The sequence below is a fragment of the Erythrobacter sp. JB1-4 genome, assembly GCF_057365025.1.
Genome location: NZ_CP200292.1, coordinates 1,001,926 through 1,027,997 on the forward strand (window position 1 = coordinate 1,001,926; position 26,072 = coordinate 1,027,997).

General features: G+C 56.2%; 25 protein-coding genes, 1 tRNA gene and 1 pseudogene. 12 read left to right on the forward strand and 15 right to left on the reverse strand.

All coding sequences use genetic code 11. The features are described from left to right. Positions 1-13: 13 nt before the first annotated feature. The 3 genes from AC0V61_RS04480 to rplK all read right to left on the reverse strand — a co-directional run bounded on the left by AC0V61_RS04480 (position 14) and on the right by rplK (position 2,281). Positions 14-997 (reverse strand): hypothetical protein, encoded by a 984-nt coding sequence (locus tag AC0V61_RS04480; RefSeq protein WP_486156073.1) that lies wholly within the window; start codon positions 995-997, stop codon positions 14-16. A gap of 158 nt (positions 998-1,155) precedes the next feature. Further along, on the reverse strand, positions 1,156-1,848 hold the full coding sequence (gene rplA, locus AC0V61_RS04485) for a 50S ribosomal protein L1 (RefSeq protein WP_486156074.1): 693 nt from the start codon (positions 1,846-1,848) through the stop codon (positions 1,156-1,158). 4 nt (positions 1,849-1,852) lie between these two features. Further along, complete coding sequence (rplK, locus tag AC0V61_RS04490) at positions 1,853-2,281, reverse strand: 50S ribosomal protein L11 (protein ID WP_486156075.1); 429 nt, start codon at positions 2,279-2,281, stop codon at positions 1,853-1,855. A 407-nt stretch (positions 2,282-2,688) separates the two neighbouring features. Here rplK and AC0V61_RS04495 point away from each other — a divergent pair, with 407 nt between their 5' ends. After that, a complete protein-coding gene (locus tag AC0V61_RS04495) occupies positions 2,689-3,624 on the forward strand; it encodes an aspartyl protease family protein (RefSeq protein ID WP_486156076.1) in 936 nt (311 codons plus the stop codon). A 182-nt stretch (positions 3,625-3,806) separates the two neighbouring features. Next, positions 3,807-5,834: a hypothetical protein gene (locus AC0V61_RS04500; RefSeq protein ID WP_486156077.1), complete on the forward strand. Its 2,028-nt coding sequence runs from the start codon at positions 3,807-3,809 to the stop codon at positions 5,832-5,834. Between the two features lie 3 nt (positions 5,835-5,837). Here AC0V61_RS04500 and AC0V61_RS04505 read toward each other — a convergent pair whose 3' ends face one another. The 3 genes from AC0V61_RS04505 to secE are packed head-to-tail and all read right to left on the reverse strand — an operon-like array spanning position 5,838 to position 6,836. Then, entirely contained in the window at positions 5,838-6,029 is a 192-nt protein-coding gene (locus tag AC0V61_RS04505) for a hypothetical protein (RefSeq protein ID WP_486156078.1), read from the reverse strand. Between the two features lie 14 nt (positions 6,030-6,043). Beyond that, positions 6,044-6,580, reverse strand: coding sequence for a transcription termination/antitermination protein NusG (gene nusG, locus AC0V61_RS04510; RefSeq protein WP_486156079.1), 537 nt, complete (start codon positions 6,578-6,580; stop codon positions 6,044-6,046). Between the two features lie 37 nt (positions 6,581-6,617). After that, entirely contained in the window at positions 6,618-6,836 is a 219-nt protein-coding gene (gene secE, locus AC0V61_RS04515; protein WP_486156080.1) for a preprotein translocase subunit SecE, read from the reverse strand. A 313-nt stretch (positions 6,837-7,149) separates the two neighbouring features. Between secE and AC0V61_RS04520 the strand changes: the two genes are divergently transcribed. Continuing rightward, a complete protein-coding gene (locus AC0V61_RS04520) occupies positions 7,150-8,679 on the forward strand; it encodes an alanine/glycine:cation symporter family protein (RefSeq protein ID WP_486156081.1) in 1,530 nt (509 codons plus the stop codon). Positions 8,680-9,355: 676 nt separating this feature from the next. Here AC0V61_RS04520 and AC0V61_RS04525 read toward each other — a convergent pair. Beyond that, a complete protein-coding gene (locus tag AC0V61_RS04525) occupies positions 9,356-9,787 on the reverse strand; it encodes a hypothetical protein (RefSeq protein WP_486156082.1) in 432 nt (143 codons plus the stop codon). A 135-nt stretch (positions 9,788-9,922) separates the two neighbouring features. On the opposite strand from AC0V61_RS04525, the gene AC0V61_RS04530 reads away from it, so the two are divergent. Together AC0V61_RS04530 and AC0V61_RS04535 are read left to right on the forward strand one after the other, a co-directional pair. Further along, the gene (locus tag AC0V61_RS04530) at positions 9,923-11,170 is read left to right on the forward strand and encodes a PQQ-dependent sugar dehydrogenase (protein WP_486156083.1); all 1,248 of its coding nucleotides are present in this window, start codon (positions 9,923-9,925) and stop codon (positions 11,168-11,170) included. A 99-nt stretch (positions 11,171-11,269) separates the two neighbouring features. Next, complete coding sequence (locus tag AC0V61_RS04535) at positions 11,270-12,658, forward strand: PucC family protein (protein ID WP_486156084.1); 1,389 nt, start codon at positions 11,270-11,272, stop codon at positions 12,656-12,658. Between the two features lie 88 nt (positions 12,659-12,746). Here the strand turns inward: AC0V61_RS04535 and AC0V61_RS04540 are convergent, their stop codons facing one another. The 3 genes from AC0V61_RS04540 to AC0V61_RS04550 all read right to left on the reverse strand — a co-directional run bounded on the left by AC0V61_RS04540 (position 12,747) and on the right by AC0V61_RS04550 (position 13,650). Then, positions 12,747-13,013 carry a light-harvesting protein gene (locus AC0V61_RS04540; protein ID WP_486156085.1) on the reverse strand — a complete coding sequence of 89 codons (267 nt, stop codon included), beginning with the start codon at positions 13,011-13,013 and terminating at the stop codon, positions 12,747-12,749. A 12-nt stretch (positions 13,014-13,025) separates the two neighbouring features. Beyond that, positions 13,026-13,178: a light-harvesting protein gene (locus tag AC0V61_RS04545; protein ID WP_486156086.1), complete on the reverse strand. Its 153-nt coding sequence runs from the start codon at positions 13,176-13,178 to the stop codon at positions 13,026-13,028. Between the two features lie 396 nt (positions 13,179-13,574). After that, a tRNA-Trp gene (locus AC0V61_RS04550) sits at positions 13,575-13,650 on the reverse strand. Positions 13,651-13,774: 124 nt separating this feature from the next. Between AC0V61_RS04550 and aat the strand changes: the two genes are divergently transcribed. Next, the gene (gene aat / locus AC0V61_RS04555; protein WP_486156087.1) at positions 13,775-14,506 is read left to right on the forward strand and encodes a leucyl/phenylalanyl-tRNA--protein transferase; all 732 of its coding nucleotides are present in this window, start codon (positions 13,775-13,777) and stop codon (positions 14,504-14,506) included. Here the strand turns inward: aat and AC0V61_RS04560 are convergent. The 4 genes from AC0V61_RS04560 to AC0V61_RS04575 all read right to left on the reverse strand — a co-directional run bounded on the left by AC0V61_RS04560 (position 14,455) and on the right by AC0V61_RS04575 (position 16,695). Further along, positions 14,455-14,985, reverse strand: coding sequence for a DUF2155 domain-containing protein (locus AC0V61_RS04560; protein WP_486156088.1), 531 nt, complete (start codon positions 14,983-14,985; stop codon positions 14,455-14,457). The genes aat and AC0V61_RS04560 overlap by 52 nt on opposite strands. 3 nt (positions 14,986-14,988) lie before the next feature. Continuing rightward, a complete protein-coding gene (locus tag AC0V61_RS04565; protein ID WP_486156089.1) occupies positions 14,989-15,420 on the reverse strand; it encodes an NADH:ubiquinone oxidoreductase subunit NDUFA12 in 432 nt (143 codons plus the stop codon). A 64-nt stretch (positions 15,421-15,484) separates the two neighbouring features. After that, positions 15,485-16,033 carry a DUF192 domain-containing protein gene (locus AC0V61_RS04570; RefSeq protein WP_486156090.1) on the reverse strand — a complete coding sequence of 183 codons (549 nt, stop codon included), beginning with the start codon at positions 16,031-16,033 and terminating at the stop codon, positions 15,485-15,487. Further along, positions 16,027-16,695: a regulatory protein RecX gene (locus AC0V61_RS04575; RefSeq protein ID WP_486156091.1), complete on the reverse strand. Its 669-nt coding sequence runs from the start codon at positions 16,693-16,695 to the stop codon at positions 16,027-16,029. The genes AC0V61_RS04570 and AC0V61_RS04575 overlap by 7 nt, the downstream gene beginning before the upstream one ends. Before the next feature lie 198 nt (positions 16,696-16,893). Here AC0V61_RS04575 and AC0V61_RS04580 point away from each other — a divergent pair. After that, positions 16,894-18,626, forward strand: a pseudogene (locus AC0V61_RS04580) (fatty acyl-AMP ligase). Here the strand turns inward: AC0V61_RS04580 and AC0V61_RS04585 are convergent. Next, a complete protein-coding gene (locus AC0V61_RS04585) occupies positions 18,623-20,227 on the reverse strand; it encodes a TIGR00341 family protein (RefSeq protein WP_486156092.1) in 1,605 nt (534 codons plus the stop codon). The pseudogene AC0V61_RS04580 and the gene AC0V61_RS04585 sit on opposite strands and share 4 nt — an antisense overlap. A gap of 209 nt (positions 20,228-20,436) precedes the next feature. Between AC0V61_RS04585 and AC0V61_RS04590 the strand changes: the two genes are divergently transcribed. From AC0V61_RS04590 to AC0V61_RS04610, 5 genes are all read left to right on the forward strand, one after another. After that, positions 20,437-21,669, forward strand: a complete 1,233-nt coding sequence (locus tag AC0V61_RS04590; RefSeq protein WP_486156093.1) for a toxic anion resistance protein — start codon at positions 20,437-20,439, stop codon at positions 21,667-21,669. A 12-nt stretch (positions 21,670-21,681) separates the two neighbouring features. Further along, positions 21,682-22,479 (forward strand): hypothetical protein, encoded by a 798-nt coding sequence (locus tag AC0V61_RS04595; protein ID WP_486156094.1) that lies wholly within the window; start codon positions 21,682-21,684, stop codon positions 22,477-22,479. Between the two features lie 136 nt (positions 22,480-22,615). Next, complete coding sequence (locus AC0V61_RS04600) at positions 22,616-22,783, forward strand: hypothetical protein (RefSeq protein ID WP_486156095.1); 168 nt, start codon at positions 22,616-22,618, stop codon at positions 22,781-22,783. Positions 22,784-22,881: 98 nt separating this feature from the next. After that, positions 22,882-23,481, forward strand: a complete 600-nt coding sequence (locus AC0V61_RS04605) for a biliverdin-producing heme oxygenase (RefSeq protein WP_486156096.1) — start codon at positions 22,882-22,884, stop codon at positions 23,479-23,481. After that, entirely contained in the window at positions 23,478-26,072 is a 2,595-nt protein-coding gene (locus tag AC0V61_RS04610; protein WP_486156097.1) for an HWE histidine kinase domain-containing protein, read from the forward strand. Before AC0V61_RS04605 ends, AC0V61_RS04610 begins: the two co-directional genes overlap by 4 nt.

Below are 26,072 nucleotides of genomic sequence, written 5' to 3' on the forward strand. Positions count from 1 at the left end.
CAGCGATATTGCCTCATTTTTCCGCCCTCTCAAGCCCATTTGCGACCTTTTCAAAGTCGCTCAGATTTTGCGCCCAGCCGTCAATTTCTGCCACGCCGACAACCCGCAAATAGTTGCCATCAGGCATAAATCCGACCCACTGCGCCAAGCGCACATCTTTTCCAGAGCGGCTGTCAATCGCATCGGCAATGATACGGTTGGCGGGTAAGCCAGCAAGCGTGAGTTCTTGCGTCTCGGGTGTTCCTGCCAAGGAGTAAGACCCGAACGAGCGTAAGACTTGCAGGGCAAACGCCTCACGATCTTGACCCAAAGCCGAGGGCCCTATCGAGGAGGCAATAATGAGAACCGGCTGCTCTGCATCGCGCACCACGTCATTGGGACCATTGGTTAGCAAAACGCCTGAACCGCCGATCACCCGCACAATCCGCATATTGCCAAGCTCGCCCAGCTGATAGGGGAGCGCTGCCAATTGCTGCTCAATCGTCGCAGGCGCACGCTCTGCAAGACCGGTGATGAGCGCGCAGGCGTCTTCGCTTGCTCTTTCAGGGTTAGGGATTTGCGCCGCGATAAGGCCGATCTGCGCTTTGCCTTTGAGCACATAAATGCATTTGGGGATCTCTCGTCCTGCCATGGTTTGCGTGCCGGCAATTCGAATAGCGGGCATATCGGCAATTGTGATTTCGGTGATCTTGCTTGCCGTGATGCCTTGGCCTGCCCATGTCTCCGCCTTGGAAACATTGGGGGCAATCTCGTCCCAAGCCTCGATCGGGAGCTCGTTGATGGTCACAGAGGTGCTGTCCTCGGGATCGATGAACCCGGTGAATTGGTCCGCTGTCTGCGCGCCACCGAATGGCACCATGCCAAAGGCAGAGCCGTCAGGGAAAACGGTCTCTTCGTCCGTGGTCTCATTTTGGGCATGGACGACGCTTGCCCCGGCCAGCGTGAGGGCCAAGACAGGAGCAGTGAGCCCGGCCAGAATACGATTTAGAACACCCATTGTATTTCCCGATTGGTCGCGATTTGGAAGAACGCTCGCACATCGCGCCGACACTGGCAATTTCTCGCCCGTCTTTTTCCTATAAGACCGACACGAAAAAGGGGCCGGAAGATACGCTCTCCCGGCCCCTTTCATATTTCAAGTCTGGTAGGAGTGGCTTACGCGCCCTCAACCTGCGATGCGTCGATCTTGAGGCCTGGACCCATGGTCGAGGTCAGCGAGATCTTCTTGACGTACTTGCCTTTGGCACCCGTTGGCTTGGCTTTCACCACAGCCTGCGTCAGCGCTTCGAAGTTTGCTTTGAGAGCTGCATCGTCGAACGAGAGCTTGCCGATGCCGGTGTGGATGATGCCCATTTTCTCAACGCGGAACTCAACCTGGCCGCCTTTGGCGTCCTTCACGGCTTGCTCAACGTTTGGAGTAACCGTGCCAAGCTTCGGGTTTGGCATAAGGCCTTTAGGGCCGAGCACTTTACCCAGACGACCCACAACGCCCATCATGTCAGGGGTTGCGATCACACGGTCGTAATCAAGGTTGCCCGCCTGCATGTCTTCCATGAGGTCTTCTGCGCCAACTTTGTCAGCGCCAGCAGCGGTCGCCTTCTCAGCGTTGTCGCCGCGTGCGAACACAGCGACTTTCACGTCTTTACCCGTGCCCGATGGCAGCGAGACCATGCCGCGAACCATTTGGTCAGCGTGACGCGGGTCAACGCCCAAGTTCATCGCAAGCTCAACGGTTTCGTCAAACTTTGCTTTGTGCGTGCGCAATGTCGCGATGGCTTCGTCCACGGTGTAGAGCTTGTCATTGTCGAGCTCTGCCAGAACTTTTTGCTTTTTCGTTTGTTTCGCCATGGGTTTAGCCCTCCACCTCGAGGCCCATCGCGCGTGCGGAGCCTTCGATAATTTTGACAGCAGCGTCGATGTCGTTTGCGTTGAGGTCTTTCATTTTGACCTCTGCAATTTCAGCGAGCTGAGCGCGGGAGATTTTGCCGACTTTGTTCTTGTTCGGCTCACCAGAACCCGATTTGATCTTCGCAGCCTTCTTGAGAAGGAAGGAAGCAGGCGGGCTTTTGGTGGTGAAAGTGAACGAGCGGTCTGCGTAAACCGTGATCGTGGTGGGGATCGGCGCGTTTTTCTCAAGGTCCTGTGTGGCCGCGTTAAACGCCTTACAGAATTCCATGATGTTAACGCCGCGCTGACCCAGAGCAGGACCAATTGGCGGTGATGGGTTTGCGGTGCCAGCCGGCACCTGGAGCTTGATATAGCCCTCGATTTTCTTGGCCATGAAAGGCCTCCTTTTCTCACTGTTGCCCGCCTCGTGTCGAGGTGGGCTCATGTTAAGCGGTCCGGCAGCTTTCCTGAGCGAAAGCCTCCCGCGTGGATTCGCATGTGAAATGCGAAGCCGTGCACATACCGATTTACTTGCGCGATGCAAGCTTTTTGGCCTTGGGTGAAGCCCTGCCAAATGGTGTAACTCTGGCGCGCTTGTGGTATTGTGAAAGGCATGACCAAAATTACCAAAACAAGTGCCCAAACTCTGGCTCAAACCTTGGCCCAAATTCTGGCCCGCACGCTCACCCTTCGCAGCGCAGGCTTGTGTATCGGGTTCTTTTGTATCCTACCCGCGCAGGCCCAAGAGCCCACCCCCTCTCACCCGCGCCCGTTTCGCAAATCTCAGAGCAGCCCGTGCGCATGCCAGAGCTGCCGCCTGCTGATTTTGATGAAGACCTCTCCATTGGCGGGGACGAGATTGAGGCCAAGAAACTGCGCAGCCGCATGACGGTTGAGGTCAACATCAACGGCACCGGCCCCCATCGCTTTGTGGTCGACAGCGGCGCAGACACATCCGTCATCGGCCAAGGGCTCGCAAAAGAGCTGGGGCTTCCGGGTGCGGGGCCAATCCTCCTTCACACCATGACCGAAAGCACAACCGTGGAGCGGGCCCTTGTTGATACTCTTACGCTTGGCCCATCGACCATTCATGACCTCAAGCTGCCGGTCCTAAAAGAGACCTTTATCGGCGGCGATGGGATGATCGGTCTGGATGCACTGGTCGAACAACGGTTGATGCTCGATTTTGACAAGCGCATCATCACCGTTGAAGATTCAGAAGAGGAACCGGTCAACTTTGGGCGAAACGAGATTATCGTCACGGGACGCCTCCAACGCGGCCAATTGATCCTGACCGAGGTGAAAGCGCAAGGACACCAGGTGGACGCGGTGATCGACACCGGCACCGAAGTCACCATCGGCAATTTGGCGCTCAAGGAAGAATTGATCCGCCGCAGGAGACGCGGCGATCAAACCTTTGAAATCTTCGGTGTAACAGGAGCAAAGGCCGATATTGAGTTTGCCATCATCAACAAGCTTGAGATGGGCTCTGTCAGTTTCAGCAATGTCGCGATTGCCTTTGCCGATGTGCCGCCATTTGAAGTGTTTGGGATTAATGACAAACCATCTTTGATCCTTGGCACCGATTTGATGGAGCAATTTCGCCGCGTCTCGCTTGATTTTGCAGAGCGCAAGGTCCGCTTTCAATTGAAGCGATGCAGCATTCAAGTTGCTCGCCTGCGCACTTTGCGACACGCATCGCGTCTCAAAGCAACCGAGCAAAGCGCGTGCGAATGATCACGCCAACGCGGCGCATAGCCCAGCGCATGACGCAGCGCCCGACGCAGCGCCTTGCGAACCATTTGGCTTACGAAGTTTTACATTCAGCCTGCTGATTTCTTGGCGGTTCCTTACCAGCCGTTTACCTAGTTCTGCGTATCTGACCTTCTTTCGCGCGCGTTTGGAGGTTTCGCACACACATGGGCCACGCCCCGCAAATTTGGACACGGTTACCGGCAGGACGCCTTTTGGCGCGCCTGTGGCTGTGCGCCGCATATGCGTGCGCCTTCCTGAGCCTTTGGTCAGCGCCCCTGTCTGCTGAAACGCCGGGAAAAGACGGCGATGCCACCATCAGCGGGACACAAGTTGTCAACGAATATGCCTCGCTGTCGGGCTCTGCCAGCGCCGGCTCGACACAGGTTAACGTCAACAGCCTTGCAGGAAATCTCCCCTCCTTGTCGCCCGGCGATGTGGTGATGATCTATCAGGCGCAAGGGGCAACGATCTCTGGCGCGGACAGTGCATCGTATGGTGCCATCACAAATATTGGCTCTGCGGGCCGATATGAATTCCACACCGTGCGCTCAATCAGCGGTAACACCATCGAGCTCCACACCTTTGGCGGTGCGTGCAATGGATTGGAGTTTAGCTACTCCGCCAATGGTAAGGCACAGGTCATCCGCGTGCCGCAATTTCGCAATTTGACTGTTAGTGGCGGTTCGCGGATTACCGCGCTGCCCTGGAATGGAACGCGTGGCGGCGTGATCGCGATGACGGTCTCCGAAACGCTTACCCTCTCAGGCGAGATTGATGCCTCTGGCCTTGGCTTTCGCGGCGGTCAGATCGACAATTTCACAACCCCCACGGGCAATAGCTATTTTGGCTATCGCAGCTCGATTGCCAATGACGGCGCTGAAAAGGGCGAGAGCATAGCCGGTTATCGCGGCGAGCTTCCGGGCGGCCTGTTCTATGGCCGCGGCGCGCCTGCCAATGGCGGCGGCGGCGGCAATGGTCACAACGCAGGCGGCGGTGGCGGCGCGAATGGCGACAATGGCAATGGTTGGGGCGGGCAAGGCGTGCCTGACAATTCAGACCCAAGCTGGGCGCAGGCGTGGGATCTTGACCCTTCTTTGAATTCGACCACCAACCAATCGGGCGGCGGGCGCGGCGGTTACACCTATTCGAGGGCCGGCAATGCCTTGACCACGCCGCCTGGCTCCAATGCTTGGCCCAATGACCGCAGGCGCGAGCTTGGCGGATTGGGCGGTCGTCCGATGACCTATGATCCCACGGGCCGCCTGTTCTTTGGCGGCGGCGGGGGCGCTGGCGATGGCAATAACAATGCGGCGGGCGCTGGCGGCAATGGCGGCGGGCTGATCTTTGTCTCCGCTGGTACGATCACCGGCGGCGGCGCGTTTCGTGCGGACGGAACCGACGGAGCAGACACAACGCCAAGGCACAATGACGGCCCCGGAGGCGGCGGCGCTGGTGGCACTATCGTGGTGCAATCGGGCGGATTTATCGGCGCATCGACCTTCGCAGACGGCGGCGATGGCGGCGATCAGCTCATCACCAATGACGAGAACGAAGGCCCCGGCGGCGGCGGTGGCGGCGGCGTAATCGCAACCACCGGCGGCGTCAGCGTCACTTTTGCGCGCGGCGGCACGAACGGCGTCACCTTCTCAAGCTCGCTCACAGAGTTCCCGCCCAATGGCGCGACCCAAGGCGCCTTCGGACAAGCCAGTGCCAGCGCGCCGAGCCTCACTGACACACCCTTCTGCCGCGCACCTGATGCACCCCCTACCGTTTCCAAAACAAGCGCAATCACGGACGCAAGCGTCTTTGGCGGCAAGCGCATCCCCGGCACCGATCAGACCTACACCATACGTTTTGCCAATCCGGGACCAGAGATCACCGCAGGCACCATCGTAATCATCGATAGCCTGCCCACCGAGCTTGAGCTGTGGACAGGGGCTTTCGATGGCTCAAACGCGACGCCGGTTGTCTTCATCGATGGGACGGGCGCTGCGGCAACTGGGATCTCCTGCTGCACGGCAGGCCAAATCAGCTTTTCGACCGAAACGACGGGCACCGACTTTAGCCACCCAGCAAACGGTGCCTATGACCCTGCTGTGCGCCGAATACGGATCAACCCCGGCGGCGCAATGCCCGAGGGGTATGACGATGAACGCAGCTTCGAGGTGCAATTGCGCGCACGGATCAAGTAGCGCTTATTGGTGCGCAGCTGGCAAGGATTTCATACCCTTGGTCCGGCTGGTGAGATGGAATTGGTGGCAAAGCTCGCATTTGTAGACGCGCAAAGTAACACGCGCACGCACGCCTGCAAGAACAGCGGCCTCTTCAGCAGCGGCGCGCGTTCCAAACCGTTTCTTGCGATTGCAAATGCGCGGAGAGGTTTTCACCGTCCCCTTTGGCCTTATTTGACCAGTTCCACCTGTTCAAAGTCGAGCTCAACCGGCGTTGCACGGCCAAAGATCGAGACGCTGACCTTGACCTTCGCTTTGTCGAAGTCGAGTTCTTCGACCACGCCGTTGAAGCTTGCAAATGGCCCGTCGAGCACTTTGACCTGATCGCCGATTTCATAGTCAACGCTAATGTCTTGCTTGGGCGCCGCTTTCGCTTCTTCAACACCGCCAAAGTAGCGTGCCGCCTCGCGCTCGCTGATCGGTTGCGGTTTGTTGTTGTTGCCAAGAAAACCCGTCACCTTCGGCGTGTTTTTGACAAGGTGATAGATGTCATCATTCATGCGCAGCTTAGCCAGCACATAGCCCGGCATAAACTTGCGCTCGACCTGAACCTTCTTGCCGCGCTTTACCTCGGTAATCGTTTCGGTCGGAACCTCGATTTCTTCAACGCCCTCGGTCAGGCCAAGACGATCCGCTTCTGCTAGAATCGCTTCTTTGACCTTGTTTTCAAAACCGGAATAGGCGTGGATGATATACCAACGAGACATGAAGGATTATCCTTGAATTGGAGATGTTGCGCGGCGTTTAGGCCAGCGTCAGCAGGAAGTTCACGACAGCGTTAAAGAGGCTGTCGACGCCAAAGAAGAACAGCGCGAGTACCACCATAAAGATGAATACGAAGATCGCAGTGCGGATCGTCTCATCACGGGTCGGCCAGACAACTTTGCTGGTCTCTGTGCGCACCTGATTGACGAACTCTGGGATAGAGGTCTTGCGCTTTGGTGCTTGCTTGGGATCACCCATGGTCCGTCTCTTGCGTGGTTAGCGTTTGTGTTTCGTTTCTCCGGCTTTCAGGTAGGGCCTATCGCCGCCGGGACAAGGTCTCGGGTGGGCTATACGCTCTATCGATGTCGGATTAGCGCTTCGATTACTGCGATTCCCGCCGCTTGGCAAGGGCGCTAAACCCCCAAGTCAGCAATTTCACATGATCGCAACATTATTCCCTAGCCAGCGCGGCATCGCGGCGATAGCGTAAGGGCCAATACGCCGCGATAAGCGCCCGGTACACACGGGCAAGGCGCGGCCCAATGGGACACAATCGGGGAATTTTATAAAAATGGCAGCAAGTGAAACTGCACTATCCATTCTTGGCGTCAGCTTTGCTGATCAAGTGGTCAATGTCTCAGACTTCATTTGGGGCGGCACGTGGAACGGGGTCGAAATCATCCCATTCCCGCCCATGGTCATCATCCTTTTAGGGATTGGCCTATACATCATGGTCGGCCTGAAATTTTACCCGCTTCGCAATTTGGGCGGCGCGTTTGCTGGCCTTTTCAAAAGCCGCAAAGGCAGCGGCGACGGTGAGATTTCACCTTTCGCAGCCCTCTCAACCGCGCTTTCGGGGCAAGTGGGCACCGGCAACCTTGCAGGCGTTGCGACCGCAATCGCGCTTGGTGGGCCGGGTGCGATTTTCTGGATGTGGATCACGGCGCTGATCGGTATGGCGCTCGCCTTTGCAGAAGGCTCGCTTGCGATCCGATACCGCGAAAAGACCGAGGAAGGCGCATGGCGCGGCGGTCCAATGACCTACATCATGATGGGTCTGGGCCCGAAGTGGACGTGGCTCGCGATCTTCTTTTGCCTTGGCACGCTGTTCTCAGCGGTCATCACCGGCAACTCTATCCAAGCCAACGCAGTGGCTGATGGCCTCAACGAACTCTTCGGCATCGAGGAAGCCATTGGCGGCGCAATCGTTGCGGTCGCAGTGTTCGTTGTCATCATCGGCGGGATCAAGTCGATCGGCTCTGTTGCTGAGAAGGTCATCCCCTTCATGGCAGGCGCTTATATCGTGATGGCTCTGCTCGCGCTGATCCTCAACATTGCAGATATTCCAGCGACGTTTGGCCTCATCTTCTACCACGCGTTTAACCCAGCAGCTGCCACAGGCGGCTTTGCAGGGGCGATGATCATTATCGCCATCCGCGCAGGTGTTGCCCGCGGCCTGTTCTCAAACGAGAGCGGCCAAGGCTCGACCCCAATCGCGCACGCCGTGGCGCAAACCAATGATCCCGAACAGCAAGGCCGCATGGCGATGCTGGGCTGTTTCATCGATACTATCGTGATCTGCACCATGACGGCACTGGTTATCCTCACCGTGCAAGGCGACTTCACCGGTGGCGGTCAGGCCGTCGCACATGCATGGGAAAGCGACCTTCAAGGCTTTGCCATGACAAGCGGCGCGTTTGCAGCGGCCTTCCCATTGGAAGTGGCTGGCATTCCCATCGGCACGCTGATCGCAAGTATTGCTCTCATCGTGTTCGTGTTCACCACGCTCCTGACGTGGAGCTATTATGGCGAGCGCGCGATCACCTTTATCTATGACCGTATCCCCGGCACCACCGAAGGGGGTGAGAAAATTCTCCACCTCATCTGGCGCGTGCTGTGGTGCGTTGTGATCTATATCGGCGCAAGCGCGGACCTCACCACGGTGTGGCGCATGGGCGATATCTCAAATGCCGCGATGGCTCTGCCCAACCTGATTGCGCTTCTGCTGCTCTCAGGCGTCGTGTTCAAGCTTGCTCAAGGGGTGCGTGATGCGGGCCCTGATCACAGCAGCAAGAAAACCGAGACCGCCGAAGAGGCGTAACGCAAAAAGGGGAGCGTTCTACTCGCAAGAACGCTCCCCCAATCATCACCCCCCAATAATTTGCGGCCCTAAAAGCTATCGCGGTGAACACACCGCTTAGCTCCAACGAACCCTTTCGGGGAGGGTTCGTTTGCACCCTTGATTGACGATCATCTGCAAGCCATTGCCCTCGCAGATCACCGCTTCACAAGCAGGACACATCAAAACCGGTTTCAAATCGCTTTCAATGTGTCAGGCCGCGAACAGCAATTCGAAGAAAGGGGCTGCGCAATCTCACCCCCAGTTCGATCGCGCCTCAGGTCTATCGAGAGAACGTAAGACCTGCCCGCCTTTCTTCGAATCGCTGAACTCGAAAGCGATATTGGCGAGGCGATCTGGTCTGCGATGTGCAAATTGGCACATCCGGGGATCAACGCAATGCGCGCCCTCACCTGCACGGTTTTTCCCAATGCGAGAGCACAAAGCGTTTTCCTACTTGAGGTTCGCTTGTCATGATGGCTGCGGCTCTTTCACAAGCAAATCCTGAACCGAATTCTAAAAACAAAGTGTCACTTTGTCCGCAACGGCCAAAGCATTGCAGTTGCGCAATTTTTAGGAAAATTCTGTAGGAATAAGGTGACACATGTGTCACCTTGCATTTCTTGCAAGTCTGTCCAGAAACAGTCCGGCCAAGCGCTTATGCGGTTTTTGGAGCGCCAAGAACGCGGGCAAATATCCAGCCGCCAATCGCGCCAGCCAGAACCTGTGAGGCAAAGCCGAGACCTGAACGCGCGCCGCTGATGGGGACGGTTTGAAACTGGAGGTACATAAGGCCCAAAACCGTGGCCAAGGCGGCAGCTCCCGCAACGGGATAGGCAATAGCAGAAAGGCCGGGCGCAAATCGTTTCACAAGCGCCGCAATCGCAAAACCCAGCAACAAAGCGACCAAAATAATCACGAGATAAAGCCACATATTGGAGACATCGAAAGCCGTCATATTATAGCGGTCACCAAGACTTACCGGCACATTATGCGCGCCGATCACAAATTGTGCGTTGGCAATAACGGCAAGCACATAAGTGCCAAGGCTTGCGATGATGAGGGCCGCGACCCAGCGGACAAAACGCATATCTTTCTCCAGCTTTCGGCCGTGCAAACTAGAGGCATCACTAAGGCGATCAAGCCCATTCACCGCCTTGGTGGACAAATGAGGGGCGGCGGCTGATAAGCGGCCATAAGACGACTGAGTGTGAAAGAGACTAAAATGCGCGCAATAAATGCCACCGGTTCCTTGGCTGCTGGAGCCCTTGCCCTAACGCTTGCGGCCTGTTCGAACCAAGGCGCGTCTGACACAGGCGACAAGACCAGCGTGCTGGCGGGCCGCGTGGATGCGGGGCCGGTGAACTACGAGGTCCAGACGGTGGCTAAGGGCCTTGATCACCCATGGTCGCTCGCCTTCCTGCCCGATGGCAATATGTTGGTGACACAGCGCACCGGCGCGCTCTTACTGGTGAAGCCAGATGGATCACAAGAGACCGTGCAAGAGTTCACCGGAAGCTGGGAATTGCCGCCCGTCCACTTTGGCGATGACATTCAAGCGGGGCTGTTCGACGTGGTCCTTCACCCTGAGTTTGCCGAGAACAATCTGGTCTACATCTCTTACACGGGGCTGCTTGAAAACGGTGAGAACACTCTACTTTTGACCCGCTTTAGTTATGCCGATGGCAAGCTTACCAATGGCGAAGAGCTCTTCCGCGCCTCGCCCAGCCGCATTCAAGGCAATCACTACGGCGCGCGTATCGCCTTTTTGCCTGATGGTACATTGCTGATGCCAGTGGGCGATGCATTCCATTTCCGGGAAGAAGCCCAGACACTGGACAACCACTTTGGCAAGATCGTGCGCCTTAACGCCGATGGGTCAGTTCCGGCAGACAATCCGTTCGTGGGTGAGGAAGGCGCGCTGCCTGAAATCTGGTCTTACGGCCACCGCAACCCGCAAGGCATCCTTGTGACAACCGATGGCCGCGTGCTTGAAAACGAGCACGGCCCCGCTGGCGGTGACGAGGTGAATGCAATCAAGAAAGGCGCAAACTATGGCTGGCCCACAGTGACCTATGCGCTGGATTATTCAGGCGGGCGGGTGTCGCCTTTCGAGGCGCTTGAGGGGACCGAGCAATCGCTCACCCACTTCACCCCCTCCATCGCGCCCTCTGGCTTTGCGCAATACTCAGGGGAAGCTTTTCCAGACTGGCAAGGCGACCTCTTCCTATCGGCCCTCGCCCTTCGCCACGTGCGCCATATCGATATGAACGCGGACGGCTCTTTGGGCGATCAGGCGGAACTTTTTGGCGAGCTTGATGTCCGGTTCAGGGACGTGCGCTCAGGCCCTGATGGGATGCTCTATCTGCTCACCGAAGAGCCCGGCGAAACCAGCCGAATCCTGCGCGCGGTGCCCAAGGGTTGGGTTGAGCCTTTGGTCGATGAGGCGCAGCAGCCCACATCGGCCGATTAATTGCATTTGGAGCGACCTCTCAAACGCTCAGAACTTGCAGCAAACCTTGACACTTTCTAGCGTCTAAAGTGTTAGAGCGACGAATGAGGGAGAGCGCGCTTGACGGGCAAGCTCGATACAAAACTGGCTGGCATGTGGATGCGCTGGGGGACAAAGCTTCTCCCGTTTGCTGATGCTGCGAGCGAAGAGCTGCCGCTCTCACGGCTCTTGCGATTGTCTCTTATCCAATTTTCAGTTGGGATATCGCTCACACTTCTGGTGGGAACTCTCAACCGGGTTATGATTGTCGAGCTTGGGGTGGCTGCAACGATTGTCGGCGTGATGCTCGCTCTACCGCTTCTGATAGCCCCGTTCAGAGCGCTCATCGGGCACCAGTCTGATACGCATGTGTCAGCACTGGGTTGGCGGCGCGTACCGTTCATTTTCCGTGGATCGATGCTCCAATTTGGCGGCCTTGCGATTATGCCGTTTGCGCTTTTGGTATTGGGCGGAGAGATGCAGGCGGTCGCTTTACCGGCGTGGATCGGACAAGTCTCAGCGGCCATCGCAATCCTTCTGGTGGGCGCAGGTGTGCATATGACGCAAACCGTAGGATTGGCGCTCGCAACGGACCTTTCACGCGAAGATCAACAGGCCAATGTTGTGGGCCTTATGTATGTGGGGCTTTTGCTGGGCTCGATCAGTGCTGCACTGGGTTTTGGGTGGTTCCTGTCAGAATTCACCCCGGGTCGATTGATCCAAGTGATCCAGGCCTGCGCTGTGATCACGCTCTCCCTCAATTTCATCGCGGTGTGGAAACAAGAGCCGATGAAGCCGCCCCATTTGATGAAGGAGGCACCGCCACCACCGCTGACTTTCAAACAGAGCTGGGACATGTTTGCTGGGCAGTCACAAGCCATCCGCGGGCTGGCTGTGATCGCTATCGGCACACTTGCTTTCACCATGTCGGATGTGGTGCTTGAGCCGTACGGCGGGCAGGTGCTGGGGATGGATGTAGGGGCAACCACCACGCTTACTGCTATCCTTGCAGGGGGCACATTGGTGGGCTTTGCCATCGCATCGCATATCCTGACGCGCGGAGGCGATCCTGCGCGTATGTCGGCATTAGGCGCGCTGATCGGTCTTCCCGGATTCGCCCTCGTGATTGGCGCAGCGCCGACCCTCTCTTCCTCGCTGTTTTCGTTGGGAATTCTGCTGATTGGATGCGGCGCGGGATTGTTCGGCCATGGAACGCTGACCGCCACAATGCGCAGCGCACCCGCGGGTCAGATCGGCATGGCGCTAGGAGCGTGGGGAGCGGTGCAAGCAACCGCTGCAGGGGTGGGCGCAGCTTTGGGCGGAGTGTTGCGAGATGCCGGGCAGGCCCTGCGCCTTGAGACCACACTGCCAGCGGTTAGCAACGGCTATCTGATGGTCTATTCGCTGGAGATTATTCTTCTTCTCATGGCGCTGGGTGTGATGGCGCCAATGATCCGTCGCCGAACCTAGCTCCCTTGCGCTCCGCAATCCAAATGCAAAAGGGCCCGGCAACACGTGCCGAGCCCTTTTGAACTTTTTGCCAAATGGCGCTGAGAGCTTATTCTGCTGGAGCAGCTTCAGCTTCTGCTGCTGGCGCTTCTTCAACGACAGCTGGCGCTTCCACGACGGCTGGTGCAGCAGGCTCCATTGCAGCCATTTCTGTGACCTCAGCAGCCGCGCTGCCTTGCCAATAGCCGCCCATCCAGGTCGTGTTGGTCAAGATCGATGCGTGTACCAAAAGCACAGCCGTCACGAGTGTGAGGAACATGATCGGCAAGAGCACATTCGGGCTCACATAAAGGAAAATGCGTCCTTCTTTCATCATATTAGCTCTCCCTTACCCGAACCATGGCGACAAAGTGTACGCCAGAACGTGAGCGGCGAGCGCGATCACAAGAAAGAGGCGCGAGCCCCATTTAAGACCATCGTTGATTTCGAGAGCCTGTGCCTCTGTGAGGCCGGTCGGATAGACCGTAGTATCATCTGTCATAAGCGATTCCTTACCTTTGCGGATTTTCGATCCGCAAGACAAAAAAAGGAACTCGGTAATGACCCCAGCCTTGTCCCCAACGGCATCCACAAACGCAAATGCCATTCTAAGCACCACTGCAGCGTCCAAAACGCAGCATCAAGCGCCCGTATTTGCGTAAAATCCACGAGGGCTTTCTACACATATGTTATATTGCATTTTTTGCCACACTCGTCAAGAATGTTGTACGCACTGCAATGTCAATTGAATCAATCTATTGCAGCGCACGCAAGGCTGGCTCCAGCACCTGACAGTGGCACAGGCCTATCGCGCGGCTCGGCACCGCGCCAAGGCATGGCCAGCCGAGTCGGGGGGCGCGCCAAACCAGGCGCATCAGATTTGAGGATGGGAGAAAAATGGCAGGGGTGACAGGATTCGAACCCGTGGCCCTCGGTTTTGGAGACCGATGCTCTACCAGCTGAGCTACACCCCTGCATGGGAGTGCGGCCTTTAGAACGCTCATCCGCAATAGGCAAGCACCCCGTTAGCTTCTTTCGCGTTCAACTGGTCGAATCATGCTGACGCGCGAGCTTTACGCTGATACGACTTTGTGAACTATGCATGCACCAATGCGCGCTCCTATTCCGATTGAGACACTGTTGCTCGCCTATCGCAGCGGCATCTTTCCGATGGCGGATAACCGCGAGGATCAGGAGATCTTCTGGGTCGAACCGCGCGAAAGAGCCATCATCCCTTTGGAAGGTCTGCACGTCTCGAGAACCTTGCGCAAAGTGCTGAGAAGTGAGCGGTTTACAGTTACCATCAATAAGGATTTCGAAGGGGTAATGCGCGCTTGCGCGGCGCCGCGCCCGGAGCATCCCGAAAGCTGGATCAGCGGTCGCATCGTTGAAAGTTACAAAGGTCTCCACGAAGAAGGCCATGCGCACTCAATCGAATGCTGGGAAGGACTTGAGGGCGGTGAGCCACGTTTGGTGGGCGGTCTTTACGGGGTCTCTTTCGATTCGGTTTTTTGCGGGGAGAGCATGTTCAGCCTTTCCGACAATGCCAGCAAGGTCGCACTATGCTGGCTGGTCGCGAGTTTGAACGAGGCCGGCTTCAGAGTGCTCGACTGCCAGTTCATGACAGATCACCTGGCCTCAATGGGCGCAGTCGAGATGCCTCAAAAGGCCTATCTCAAACTGGTGGAAATGGCGCGCACAGCACCTGAGTTGGATTTACCAAGCGCCTTTGCGCACTTTGCAAATGCCGACCATTCGCGTTCGCATGACCCGTCAGATCATTCGTCGCCTGGAAAACTCATCGCGCAGTCTTTGACCCAAACATCATAGACGGGGTGCTCGACGACATTGAGGCTGGGATTTTCCTTGAACAGCCAGCCTGAGAAGACCCGCGTGTGATCACTTTCGCCTCTTTCAAGCACGTCTAGCTGCACAAAAGCGCCGGTTTCTTGCGGAAACTCATAAGGCGCGGTGCGCTCGCAAGCCTCAAGTTTGACAATGACAGGGCCTTCTTCGACGCTTTCGCCCGGGCGAATTTCAAAATCCTGGCTGACATTGTTGCGCTTATTCAAAAGGCCGATAGTGGCGACCCGCTCCGCCATTGGTGTGGCGCCGTCGAAGGCTTCACCATCAGAAACTGCGCTTTGTGCCGTTACAGGGTCAGAACTGGTCTGCGCTTCATCCTCGGCTTGGGTCTCATCTGCCTGATCGCCGCCAATGAACTCAGAAACACTATCGCAGCCCACCAGTGCAAAACCAGCAAGCAACGCTAGGGCTAAAGTGTATTGGCGACGCACGGTTCTGACCAATACTCAGCCTTCAGGCGCCCAAGCTTCGTAGTCACCATCAGCCTTCGCACGTTTGCCGCCCCGCTCAATCATACCTTGCGGCAGATAGGCATTTGGCGTGCCGGTGGCGTTTGGCGTGTAATCGGCTTCCCACACTTTGGCCGGGGGCAAATTGCTTTCGGGCACATCATCAAACGCACCATGAAGCCAGCCGTGCCACTCGCTCGGCACACGGCTTGAGTCATTTGCGCCGTTGTAGATTACCCAGCGGCGCTCTTTCTGCGTGTAAGATCCGGTGTTGGGGCCATCTTTGCCTCCAAGCTTATTGGCTGCGCGATAGTATTTGTTGCCTTGCGCATCTGTTCCAACATGTTCGCCGCCGACGCGTGTGGCCCACCAATGCGTGCCAAGCGTTGCACCGTCCCACCAAGTGAAGATTTTGCCAAAGATTCCCATAAGCGAAGCCGTTAGCCGATTACTCCTAGGACGCCAAGTCGGACGTTTACGCAGCAGCGAAAAACTAAAGGCTGGCATCCTGCGGGAGGTCAAATTCGACCAAATCGCCTTCGCCAATGCCCAATTCGGCAGACAAACCGCCTCGGATTTCAAAAACCGCGATCGACATGCCCTTCGAAGTCACACTGTCGAGCGAATAAGGCACACCTGCCTCAATGTTTGTGATCCGCTTGTTTGGCCCGATGAAAATAATGTCGAGCGGCAGCGGTGTGTTCTTCATCCAAAAGCTTCGAAGTTGGGGTTGGTAGGAAGGGAACAACATCCCCTCTCCATCACCCATTTCGGTGCGGAACATCATGCCCTTTGCCTGCTCCGCCTGAGTGGCGGCAAGCTCTGTCACAAAGCTATGACGCGTCTCCCCGCTTACAACCGTCACATCAATCAGTCGAAGGCCAGCCTCTGAGACACCTGCCTCGGATACGCGGACCTCTGATGTGCCAGAAGCCTCCTCAGCGGCAGGGACAGGTGCAGGTGCGCTTTCCTGCGCTGAAGTGCCATTTGGTGAGCAGGCGACAAGCGTCAGTCCCACACATGCAGCTGCTAGTCTCACCATAAATTCGGGCCCTCTTCCTCTTCGACTTCGATGAGCCATTCCTCTATCTCGTCTTCTGCACGTGCATCAAGGATGAACGTGATATGTTCAAACTTGTGTCCCGCACGGAGCATGGCAGCAACCTGTTTTTCGCGGCGCTTGTGTACGACCTCTGCGGGCTCTTCCTCTTGCGGGGGCAAAGCGAAGGGGCCAAAACGGCGTTTCTTAGCCAGTAAGATAGCAGCCCTGCGTGTTTCCGCCTCGCCCGGTGCAGTGTCCTCGCGAACATTTTCATCAACACCGGCAGCCCAAAGCGCCTGGCTCACACGCCTCGCGCCATAGCCGCGTGCGGTCAGGTCGCGGGTCTTAGAACGCGCATAAGCTTCGTCATCGACATATCCAAGTTCAACGAAATTTGTGACGAGTGCGTGGACATCAAGGGTTAGAGCTCTCCCATCTGCGTCTTCGGCAACACCGCGCTCTCGCAGCTTACGAGCCAGGTATCCCTCTAGCTTTGATCCGGTCGTGGCAAAGCGCGCCACATAAGACAAAGCTAAGTCACGAAGCGAGGTTTCATCAAGAGGGCGCGCCTTCTTGCGCTTGCGCACAGACTTGCTCCGCCTCGACGCAGAGTTACCCGATGCAAACCCAGAAGCGCGTCCCGATTCTGGTTCCTCATCCACGGGAAAATCCGTATTTTCGTTGCCATTTGATGACGTTTTGCTTCCCTCCGACACCATTTCGCCTTATTCGTGCCACAGTCCTTATCAAATGAAAAAGACGAAGCCTCTTGGGGTAATGGGTATAACCTGAGAGGAAATGGGATTGAAAGAGTGCGTAACTGCAGAAGCGCACTAAGAATGACGGGTATTGCAAACACTATGACCGACGCCGCTTTGACGCCGACGCCGACCGATTGTGAATTGCCAAGGAAACGCGCTGAGTTCGCGACCTTTAATGACGCCATCGACTACGCTGCCAAAAGCCGTAAAGGGCTCAACTTCCACGACATGCGCGGGCAGTTGGAACAGGTGTATCCTTACGCCGAAATGCGTGAAGATGCGCTTCAAATGGCGTATCGCCTGGTGGCTGCCGGCATCAAACCGCAAGACCGCGTTGCGTTGATCGCTGAAACAGGGCCGGACTTTGCGGCTCTTTTTTGTGCTTGTGTTTATGTCGGTGCATGGCCGGTTCCTTTGCCCCTTCCCACAACATTTGGTGGCAAAGACAGCTTCATTGATCAGCTTACGATCCAATTGAACAGCTCAGACCCGAAAGTTCTTATCTATCCTGAAGAGATCGGCGATATGGCGGCGGCGGCCGCTGAACGTCAGGGGTGTTCAGGCATCAGCTGGCAAGAATTTGAGCAATATGACGCTGATGAGGTTGAGCTTTACAAGGCCTCCCCCGATGACATTTGCTATCTGCAATATTCTTCGGGCTCGACCCGTTTTCCAACCGGTGTGGCAGTAACGCACAAGGCGTTGCTACACAATTTGTATGGCCATGCTGTTTCGATGAAATTGGGCACAGGTGACCGCTGCATTAGCTGGCTCCCGTGGTATCACGATATGGGTCTTGTTGGCTGTTTTCTATCACTGATTGCAAACCAGTTTTCTGCAGATCTGCTAAAACCTGACGCCTTTGCGCGCCGTCCGCTGGCATGGCTCGATATGATCAGCCGCAACCCGGACAACACCTGTTCTTACTCGCCCACCTTTGGCTACGACATTTGCGCACGCCGCATCTCTAGCCAGACCAATGTAGCAGAGCGATTTGACCTGTCGCGCTGGCGGATTGCGGGCAATGGCGCGGATATGATCCGGCCCGACGTTATGCAAAGCTTTGTGAACGCCTTTGCTGATGCAGGCTTTTCCGCAAGCGCATTTACTCCGTCTTATGGCCTTGCCGAAGCGGTGCTTGCGGTGACTGTTATGCCACCGGGCGAAGGCATCAAGGTAGAACTTGTCGAAGAGGAGCGTCTTTCAGGAACCCCCGCGACCTCAGCCGCCCTGCGCGTTACCGCGCGATTGTGAATTGCGGCAAAGCGCTTCCTGACATGGAAGTCCTTATCACGGGCGAAAACGGGGAGGCTCGCGAAGACCACCAAATCGGCAAGGTGTGGTGCCGGGGTCCATCCGTCATGCACTCTTATTTCCGCAATGAGGAAGCGACGAAAGACTGCCTCATCGATGGTTGGCTCGACACAGGCGATATGGGCTACACCGCCGATGGATATCTGTTCATTGTGGGCCGTGCCAAAGATATGATCATCATCAATGGCAAGAACCATTGGCCACAAGATATCGAATGGGCGGTGGAACAACTCCCCGGCTTCAACCACGGCGATATCGCAGCCTTTGCCGTCGAAACAGAGAACGGCGAAGAAGCTCCAGCTGTGCTTGTCCATTGCCGCGTCTCTGATCCGGTAGAGCGCGTTAAACTGCGCGAGCAGATCGCTGACAAGGTGCGTTCGGTAACAGGTATGAGCTGCGTTGTGGAACTCGTACCGCCGCGCACCTTGCCGCGCACAAGCTCTGGCAAATTGAGCCGGGCTAAAGCGAAGAAGCTGTATCTGGCAGGCGAAATTGTACCGCTGGACTTGGCGGCTTAATTCCCACCCCATTTGGCTCTTAGCGGGCCAAAGCTGCTTTCAGTCGTAACGTTCACACCGCGCCGTCCTAGCAATTCGGCAGCTTGCGACGCCTCTTCTTGGCTGCCCTCCAAGACAATCGGCAAGCTCGTGCGCTTGGCGGCCCATTCGATCACCGCGAGCGCTTGCGCACCTTCGGGCGTGGGGCCTTCTTCGTCAAATGTGATTTCGTCTGGCAAATCGCCAACGGGCGGGAGCAATTCAATCGTCCACTCTGGCTCTGTTTCGGCGATACGCATTTCCAATGCGCGGTATGCGGCCAGCGTTGCCCCCTCAAGTTCCTGCGCGCGCACTGTCGCCCGCCTGCGGCTTGCATCGATGGTTACATCGCTTTCGGGCACGCCTGCCACAAGCGACAAGCGGTTCGCCAGAGCCGAAACCCGTGCAGTTGCCGCCTGCTCTTCGCGCGCTCTTACAGCCGCAAGCTCAGCTTGTTCAGCGTCGCCGGCACCCGTCCCCGTTTGAAAGGGCGTAAGGTCGAGTTCGATATTGCGCCCCAGGCGCGTCGCCAGAGCTTCCTCAATCTCGGTTTCCGCATTGGGCCGAACGTTAGGGCTATACATGGTGGCAAAGATGCTGATTGTCTCTTCGCTAAAGGCGATTTCGAGCTGAGAAAGCCGCCCGTCGCCCTTATACTCTTGTACGATTTGCTCGCGAATAATGCGCTGCGCATTGGCTTCCCAGGCGATTGTGCGAAGCGAAAGGCCAAGCGGAATCGCAAGGGCGAAGAAGACCAGAATAATGACCGTGTTTTGAAACTGAGACTGGCGCTGGCTTAAACTGCCGCGGAAACCGTAGAGCTTTGACAGCGCCCAAGCGGTGAGCGCAATGGTCACAAGGTTAGTGACGAACAACAAAAGCGCGCCGGAGAAAACGGTCCAGTTAAAGGTCGCAAAACCAAAGCCCACGACAGCCAGAGGCGGCATCAAAGCGGTCGCGATGGCCACACCGACAATCGCATTGGCCCGCCCCCTGATCATCGCATAAGCGCCAGCAAGCCCTGAAAAGAGCGCGACGAGAAGGTCAAACAAATTGGGCTGTGTACGCGCGGCAATCTCAGGCGTGATTGTCGTGATGGGAGACAAAAACACGATGATCGAACACAAGATCACTGCCCCCAGACTGCCCCAGAACAGGGACATGGTGGATTGTTTGAGCCATTGATAGTCGGTGATACCAAGGGCAAATCCAAGGCCCATAATCGGACCCATCAAAGGCGACAAAAGCATCGCGCCGATCACAACGGCGGTCGACGATTGGAGGAGGCCGATAACAGCAATCCCGGCGCTCATCGCAGTCATGAAGAGATAATGCTCTGACATAGCGCATTCATCGCGGCGCTTTTCGATCACTCCCTCATGATCGATTGCACCGATCACATCATCGCGCCACCAGCCCCGGAACGTCGCGATAACACGCATAAAGCCATAGCGGCTCTGCGTTACTGCTCTCACCGCCTCGCCAGCGCTGTCTACTTTACCATGAACAGTGCTAGGTGTTCTTGCGCTTTCCACTTGGTCAGCAGCGTCAATCGCATGTGAATCTTTGCTCTGGTCGGTCACTTTTGCTCCTCTAATCGAGTGGCTTAAGGCCAATAGGAAACAAATAAAAGCGCCGATCCAGAACGATGGGGCGCAAAAGCATGGACGCGACGGCGCAAAACGGGCAGTCTTTAACCCAGTCTTGAACTACGTGTTTTAGATACCTAATACAGTATATGTAGCAGGGCCTTTTTAAGTAAGGGCCAACCAGGGAGCTAAGATTTTTCGCTATGAGCACTGAAACTTCGCCAGATCTGAACCTTTCAGCACCAACGAAAACCGCGACCGATTTTGAGCTAACCCCTCCCGCGCCAGTGCCACATGTGGCTCCTGAAAAAGCGGCAGGTCTAGTTCCCGTTTCGACCGAGCAAAAATCCAAGCTCGAGGTGAAAGCAGATGCTTTTGTTCAAGACCTGATTTCGGTTGATGCCAATTCGCCGGAGTTTGGGGCAAAAGTCGATCAAATCACGCGCATGGGTCAGGAACAAATTCGGGCCGCCGCTGCACACTCCAACCGTTTCCTTGACCGCCCAGTGCGCGCGATGGATGACGATGGCAGCGTAGGCACCGATCTTGCCGAGTTGCGGCGCACGGTCGAAGATCTTGATCCGGGCCGTAAAGGCAATCTTCTTGAGCCGCGCAAGATTTTGGGCATCATTCCCTTTGGCAATAAGATCAAAAACTACTTCGATAGCTACACCAGCTCTCAGGGCCACATTCAGGCGATCCTTGAACGCCTCGAGGGTGGCAAGAAAGAACTCCACATGGATAATGCCGCGATCGACACCGAGCGCGCAAAACTGTGGGACGCCATGGGCGAGCTGGAGCAGATGATCCATATCGCAAAGACACTGGATGCGAAACTTGAAGCAAAAGCTCTCGAGCTGGACTCCAGCGATCCGGAAAAGGCCAAAGCTCTTCGCGAAAGCGCTCTGTTTTACGTGCGCCAACGTACACAAGACCTACTGACCCAGATGGCAGTGAGCGTTCAAGGTTATCTAGCGCTGGACTTGGTTAAGAAAAACAATGTCGAGCTCGTCAAAGGCGTCGACCGCGCAAGCACAACCACGGTGGGTGCGCTTCGCACAGCTGTGACAGTTGCGCAGGCGATGACCAATCAACGGCTCGTGCTGGGGCAAATCAGCGCCCTAAACCAAACGACAAGCGATATCATAGATTCCACCAGCACACTCCTTCGCGAGCAGACCGGTCAAATTCATGAGCAAGCGGCATCAAGCACCATACCGCTTGAGACGTTGCAGCGCGCTTTCCAAAACATCTATGACACCATGGATGAAGTCGATGACTTTAAGGCTCGTGCGCTCGACAGCATGAAGCAGACAGTGAATGTACTCACTGACGAGGTGGAGAAATCCAAAGGCTATATTGCACGCGCCGAAGGTCAGGCACAGGCTCAGGCGAAAGTTGCGACAGAGCCTTCACTCCTCGCGCTCGATAACTGAAAGCTGAGCTAAGTGCAGGAGACCCCCGAACAAATATATAATGCCGCAGCCGAAAGTTTGGCGACGCAGCGCGCTGGCGGTACGCATCGGCCCGCGAAGTCGATTGGCATGGGTTCAGCCATGGCGAAGCGAAAAGTTTGGCTTGACCGAGCAAAATACTTTGCCGGCGCGGTTCTGACCATTCTGATCAGCGCATCTGTCGCAGGCGTAGTTCTCAATGGGATTGGTTTTACCGGCGTGATGATGGTCGCACTGGCTGTCATGGCAGCAGCTTTCGTCTTCACAAACTTCCCCAAAGTCAAAATTCCAAAGCGTCACGAGCTAAAGCAGGGCAATCCCAAGCAGATGGTCGCCCGCGTTGAACTGTGGCTCGAAAACCAACGAAGCGCGTTACCCACTCAAGCTGCGGAAATTGTCGAGCGGTTGGGTGCGCAATTGGATGCTCTTGGTGCGCAACTTGAAACAATGGACGATGCCCATCCCGCGATGAACGATGTACGCGAGCTTGTCGGTGACTATATCCCTGAGACTATCGACAACTACTGCAAGATTCCAAAACACCTGCGAGGCGAAGAACACGCAGGTGGAACAGCAGATCAACGCCTCATTGACAGCCTCACCAAAATCTCTGCCGAAGTCGATAGAGTGACGCGTCGTTTGGCCGAAGGCGCGATGGATGATCTCGCCGTCAAATCACGCTATCTCGACTATCGCTTTGGCGCAGATGACCTGCTCGAAGATGCATCAGCGATGCCGGACACTGGCGTTCCGCTTCCTGATTTCACTCCCGCCCAGAAGGCCAAGGGATAGGGATGCGGATTTCGCTGCCCCACAAGCTTGGCCGCGAAGAAGTGCGCAGGCGCATGCACGCCCACGCGCACGAAATTGGCAGTTACTTCCCCCCGGTATGGCAACAGTGGAAACAGAGTGGCCAAACGAGGACCGAATGGACCTTTTCATTACCGCAGCTGGGCAGCAAATCGACGGCGGCATTGATGTTGGCGAAGATACAGTGGTGATCGAACTCGACCTGCCCGGCATTCTGGGGTTTTTGAACGGTACGCTTGAGCGGGCAGTGCGAAAACACGGCGGGAAGCTGCTCGAGAAGCCGTGATCACTGGCGAAAGACCACGAAACACGATTGTCATAATGCATTGACAGTTCTATTGACTATCTAGCTAGACACTTTTCTCGCGAGATGGATACTAGGGCATGGAGCTAGACACGGCGCAATCCAAGGCAAACAGCCTGCGCAAGCATTTGCGAGAGGCAACTGCCCATGCCCATGACAAACTTGATGCCTCAATGCGCCCTGCCTCGGATTGGCGCTCACGTGATGATTACGCGCGGTTTTTAAAGTCACAATATGCCGCGCGGCTGTCGGTGGAAGTGTGGTTGGCGCTTCATGCACCTGCAGCCCTTAGACCGCCTGTGCAAACCGGGTTGATCGCGCGTGATCTCATTAGTCTGGGAGAGACTGTCTCGGAGAATGAGGTTGCATTTGATCCGGGTTTTCACAGCGACGAAGCTGCGCTGGGTATAGCATGGGTGCTTGCAGGTTCGTCACTCGGCAACAGGGCAATGCTGCACGATATGAAAAGTGCTCTTCCCGAAGGCTCTCAATGGCCGCACTCGTTCCTCAGCAGTGAGGCAATGACCGAATTTTGGAAAGGCTTGCGTGTGCAGGTTGATGCACCTGCCAGCCCTGAGGTGGAAGCCGATGCCGTCCGCGCAGCGACCGCTGCGTTTGACCATTTCCTTGCTGTCACAAGCAAATTTTCAAGCGACGCTGTATTGGAAAATCCAGAATGAACTTCCAATCCGTCACAAGCGACCTTACCGAATGCGACCGCGAGCCCATCCACCAGATTGGCGCGGTTCACGCCTTCGGTGCGCTTATTGCAGTGGATGCCGATTGGAAAATTACGCATCTCTCGACCAATTGGGCCCAGCTTTTGGGAGGCGATGCAGCGACCCGGGCAAAGATGCAGGCAGGGATAAAGGCGGGCGAGCCGCTCCAGAACCATTTCTCTAACGCCGCTATCAATGCCCTTAGTACAGCGCTGGCAAAGCTTGTCGAAGACGACATGGTTGGACGGCTTTTCGGCGTTGATCTTACAGGCAATGGCAGGCTGTTTGATTGCGCGATCCACCCCTCAGGCCGCTTCATAGTCATCGAATTCGAGCCTCACGCGGGAGAAGAGTTCCGAGATCACCTTGCCGCGCTCACCCCGATCATTGGGCCGCTTTCAAACGCGAAAAACACCGATGAACTTTGCACCACCGCAACCCGTCTTGTGCGTGAGATGCTCGGCTATGACAGGGTGATGATCTACCGCTTCCATCTGGATGACAGCGGCGAGGTGGTTGCAGAGGATAAGCGTGATGACCTCGAGCCATACCTTGGTCTTCGCTATCCCAAAACCGATATTCCAGTTCAGGCGCGCGAGTTGTTTGTGCGCAACCGATTTAGAATTATACCCGATTGCCAAAGCAAACCTGTGCCAATTGAGCCGGCACCCAATTCTCAGAGCACTCGACCAGACGCCCCACTCGATCTTTCAATGAGCGTGCTGCGTGCATCTTCTCCGATCCATATCGAATATCTCAAAAACATGGGCGTAGAGGCAAGCTTAACGATTTCGATTGTGCGGGCTGGCAAATTGTGGGGCCTGATCGCTTGTCACCACTCAGAACCAATGGTGGTCCCTTACTCACTTCGCAGCGTTGCGGAAATGCTAAGCCACATGTTCTCGATGACGCTGGACCGTTTGCTGGTTGAGCGTTCCGAGAATTTGCGTGCCCGATCACAAAGCATGCATGATTTGTTGATCCGGCGGCTGGCTGATGGCGTGTCCTTTACCGAAGATGTAGACGCCTTCGCACAGACCCTTGGAGAGGTGATCACACACGACGGCACATCGATCCTTATTCAGGATGATTATGTATCGCACGGCTCAGCCCCGAGCAGGGAACAATTTTTGACCCTTTTGCCAGCGCTTGGCGCGGCGCAAGACAGCCCTGTTCTTGCCGCAAGCTCTCTGGCCGAGCATATCCCCGAGGCCCGCGCGTTTCAGGATTTAGCGGCAGGCGCATTGATCCTGCCCATCTCACGGCCGACACGTGACTACCTTGTGATTTGGCGCGAACCCTTGGCTCAGACCGTCCAGTGGGCTGGTGATCCGACCAAAGCGGTCAAAGCTGAAACAGGCCGCCTCGAACCGCGAAACAGCTTTGCCGCCTGGGTAGAAACAATCGAAGGGCACAGCGAGGCGTGGAGCGATAGTGATCTGATGATTGCGGAGAATTTGCGCACCACTTTGCTTGAAGTGATTTTGCGCATGACCGACGAGGTCGCCAATGAACGCAAGCGTGCCCGTGAACAGCAAGATTTGCTCATCGCAGAGCTTAATCACCGCGTGCGCAACATCTTGAACCTCATCCGCTCGCTCGTGTCTCAATCGACAAAAGATGCGGTCAATATCTCCGACTTCACCGCCAATATCGATGGCCGCATCGCAGCCCTTGCCAAAGCGCATGACAACATAACCCGCCAAAATTGGAGCCCTGCCCCTCTCGCCTCGCTATTTGAAAGCGAGATGGAAGCCTATCTCAGCGGAAAGAAAGACCGCCTTGTGATTGTGGGCGAACCCGTTCTTATTCAACCCGAAGCTTACACCGTTCTGGCTCTGGTCATTCACGAACTTGTCACCAACTCGGCGAAGTACGGCAGCCTATGCGACAGCAAAGGGTCGATTGAGGTTAAGGTGGACCGAGCGGCGAATGGCGACCTTTTGATTACATGGACCGAACGCGGCGGGCCGCCGGTTCAACCCCCGACCCGCAGGGGTTTTGGTTCAACAATCATCTCGCGCATTATTCCCCACGATCTTCGCGGCAAAGCAGAGCTGCACTTCAAACTCTCAGGGCTTGAAGCAGAGTTCCGCGTGCCTGCCCGTTACATCTCAACAGCGGCGAACAGTGCCATATCTCAAGGCGAGAACGTGGCTAAAAACTCACGCGAAACAGAGAGTGCACCGGCTCGCAAAGTGCCTGAGCACGTGTTGTTAGTGGAAGACAACATGATCATCGCCCTGGACACAGAAGACAGCCTTCTGGAAGCGGGGGTCCAATCAGTGAATGTCGAAAGCTCTGTCAAAGGGGCTTTGGCCGCAATCGCAAATCGCGAGCCCGACTTTGCAATTGTTGATTTTAATCTAGGGACCGAATCGAGCGCCAAAGTCGCCGAGGAGCTCGCAGCACGCGGCGTCCGTTTTGTCCTTGCCACAGGCTATTCTGAGCTTTCCAGCGACCTTGAAAGCCTTGGTGCACAAGGTTTGATGCGCAAACCGTATGGCGCAGATGATATCGAGCGGGCGTTAATCGGAGAGAGCGTGCAGTAG

Excerpts from the sequence above, each read along its gene's own strand:
- AC0V61_RS04480 (WP_486156073.1), bottom strand. The coding sequence starts at position 997 with ATGGGTGTTCTAAATCGTATTCTGGCCGGGCTCACTGCTCCTGTCTTG.
- rplA (WP_486156074.1), bottom strand. The coding sequence starts at position 1,848 with ATGGCGAAACAAACGAAAAAGCAAAAAGTTCTGGCAGAGCTCGACAAT.
- rplK (WP_486156075.1), bottom strand. The coding sequence starts at position 2,281 with ATGGCCAAGAAAATCGAGGGCTATATCAAGCTCCAGGTGCCGGCTGGC.
- AC0V61_RS04495 (WP_486156076.1), top strand. The coding sequence starts at position 2,689 with ATGCCAGAGCTGCCGCCTGCTGATTTTGATGAAGACCTCTCCATTGGC.
- AC0V61_RS04500 (WP_486156077.1), top strand. The coding sequence starts at position 3,807 with ATGGGCCACGCCCCGCAAATTTGGACACGGTTACCGGCAGGACGCCTT.
- nusG (WP_486156079.1), bottom strand. The coding sequence starts at position 6,580 with ATGTCTCGTTGGTATATCATCCACGCCTATTCCGGTTTTGAAAACAAG.
- secE (WP_486156080.1), bottom strand. The coding sequence starts at position 6,836 with ATGGGTGATCCCAAGCAAGCACCAAAGCGCAAGACCTCTATCCCAGAG.
- AC0V61_RS04520 (WP_486156081.1), top strand. The coding sequence starts at position 7,150 with ATGGCAGCAAGTGAAACTGCACTATCCATTCTTGGCGTCAGCTTTGCT.
- AC0V61_RS04525 (WP_486156082.1), bottom strand. The coding sequence starts at position 9,787 with ATGCGTTTTGTCCGCTGGGTCGCGGCCCTCATCATCGCAAGCCTTGGC.
- AC0V61_RS04530 (WP_486156083.1), top strand. The coding sequence starts at position 9,923 with ATGCGCGCAATAAATGCCACCGGTTCCTTGGCTGCTGGAGCCCTTGCC.
- AC0V61_RS04540 (WP_486156085.1), bottom strand. The coding sequence starts at position 13,013 with ATGATGAAAGAAGGACGCATTTTCCTTTATGTGAGCCCGAATGTGCTC.
- AC0V61_RS04545 (WP_486156086.1), bottom strand. The coding sequence starts at position 13,178 with ATGACAGATGATACTACGGTCTATCCGACCGGCCTCACAGAGGCACAG.
- aat (WP_486156087.1), top strand. The coding sequence starts at position 13,775 with ATGCATGCACCAATGCGCGCTCCTATTCCGATTGAGACACTGTTGCTC.
- AC0V61_RS04565 (WP_486156089.1), bottom strand. The coding sequence starts at position 15,420 with ATGGGAATCTTTGGCAAAATCTTCACTTGGTGGGACGGTGCAACGCTT.
- AC0V61_RS04570 (WP_486156090.1), bottom strand. The coding sequence starts at position 16,033 with ATGGTGAGACTAGCAGCTGCATGTGTGGGACTGACGCTTGTCGCCTGC.
- AC0V61_RS04590 (WP_486156093.1), top strand. The coding sequence starts at position 20,437 with ATGAGCACTGAAACTTCGCCAGATCTGAACCTTTCAGCACCAACGAAA.
- AC0V61_RS04600 (WP_486156095.1), top strand. The coding sequence starts at position 22,616 with ATGGACCTTTTCATTACCGCAGCTGGGCAGCAAATCGACGGCGGCATT.
- AC0V61_RS04605 (WP_486156096.1), top strand. The coding sequence starts at position 22,882 with ATGGAGCTAGACACGGCGCAATCCAAGGCAAACAGCCTGCGCAAGCAT.
- AC0V61_RS04610 (WP_486156097.1), top strand. The coding sequence starts at position 23,478 with ATGAACTTCCAATCCGTCACAAGCGACCTTACCGAATGCGACCGCGAG.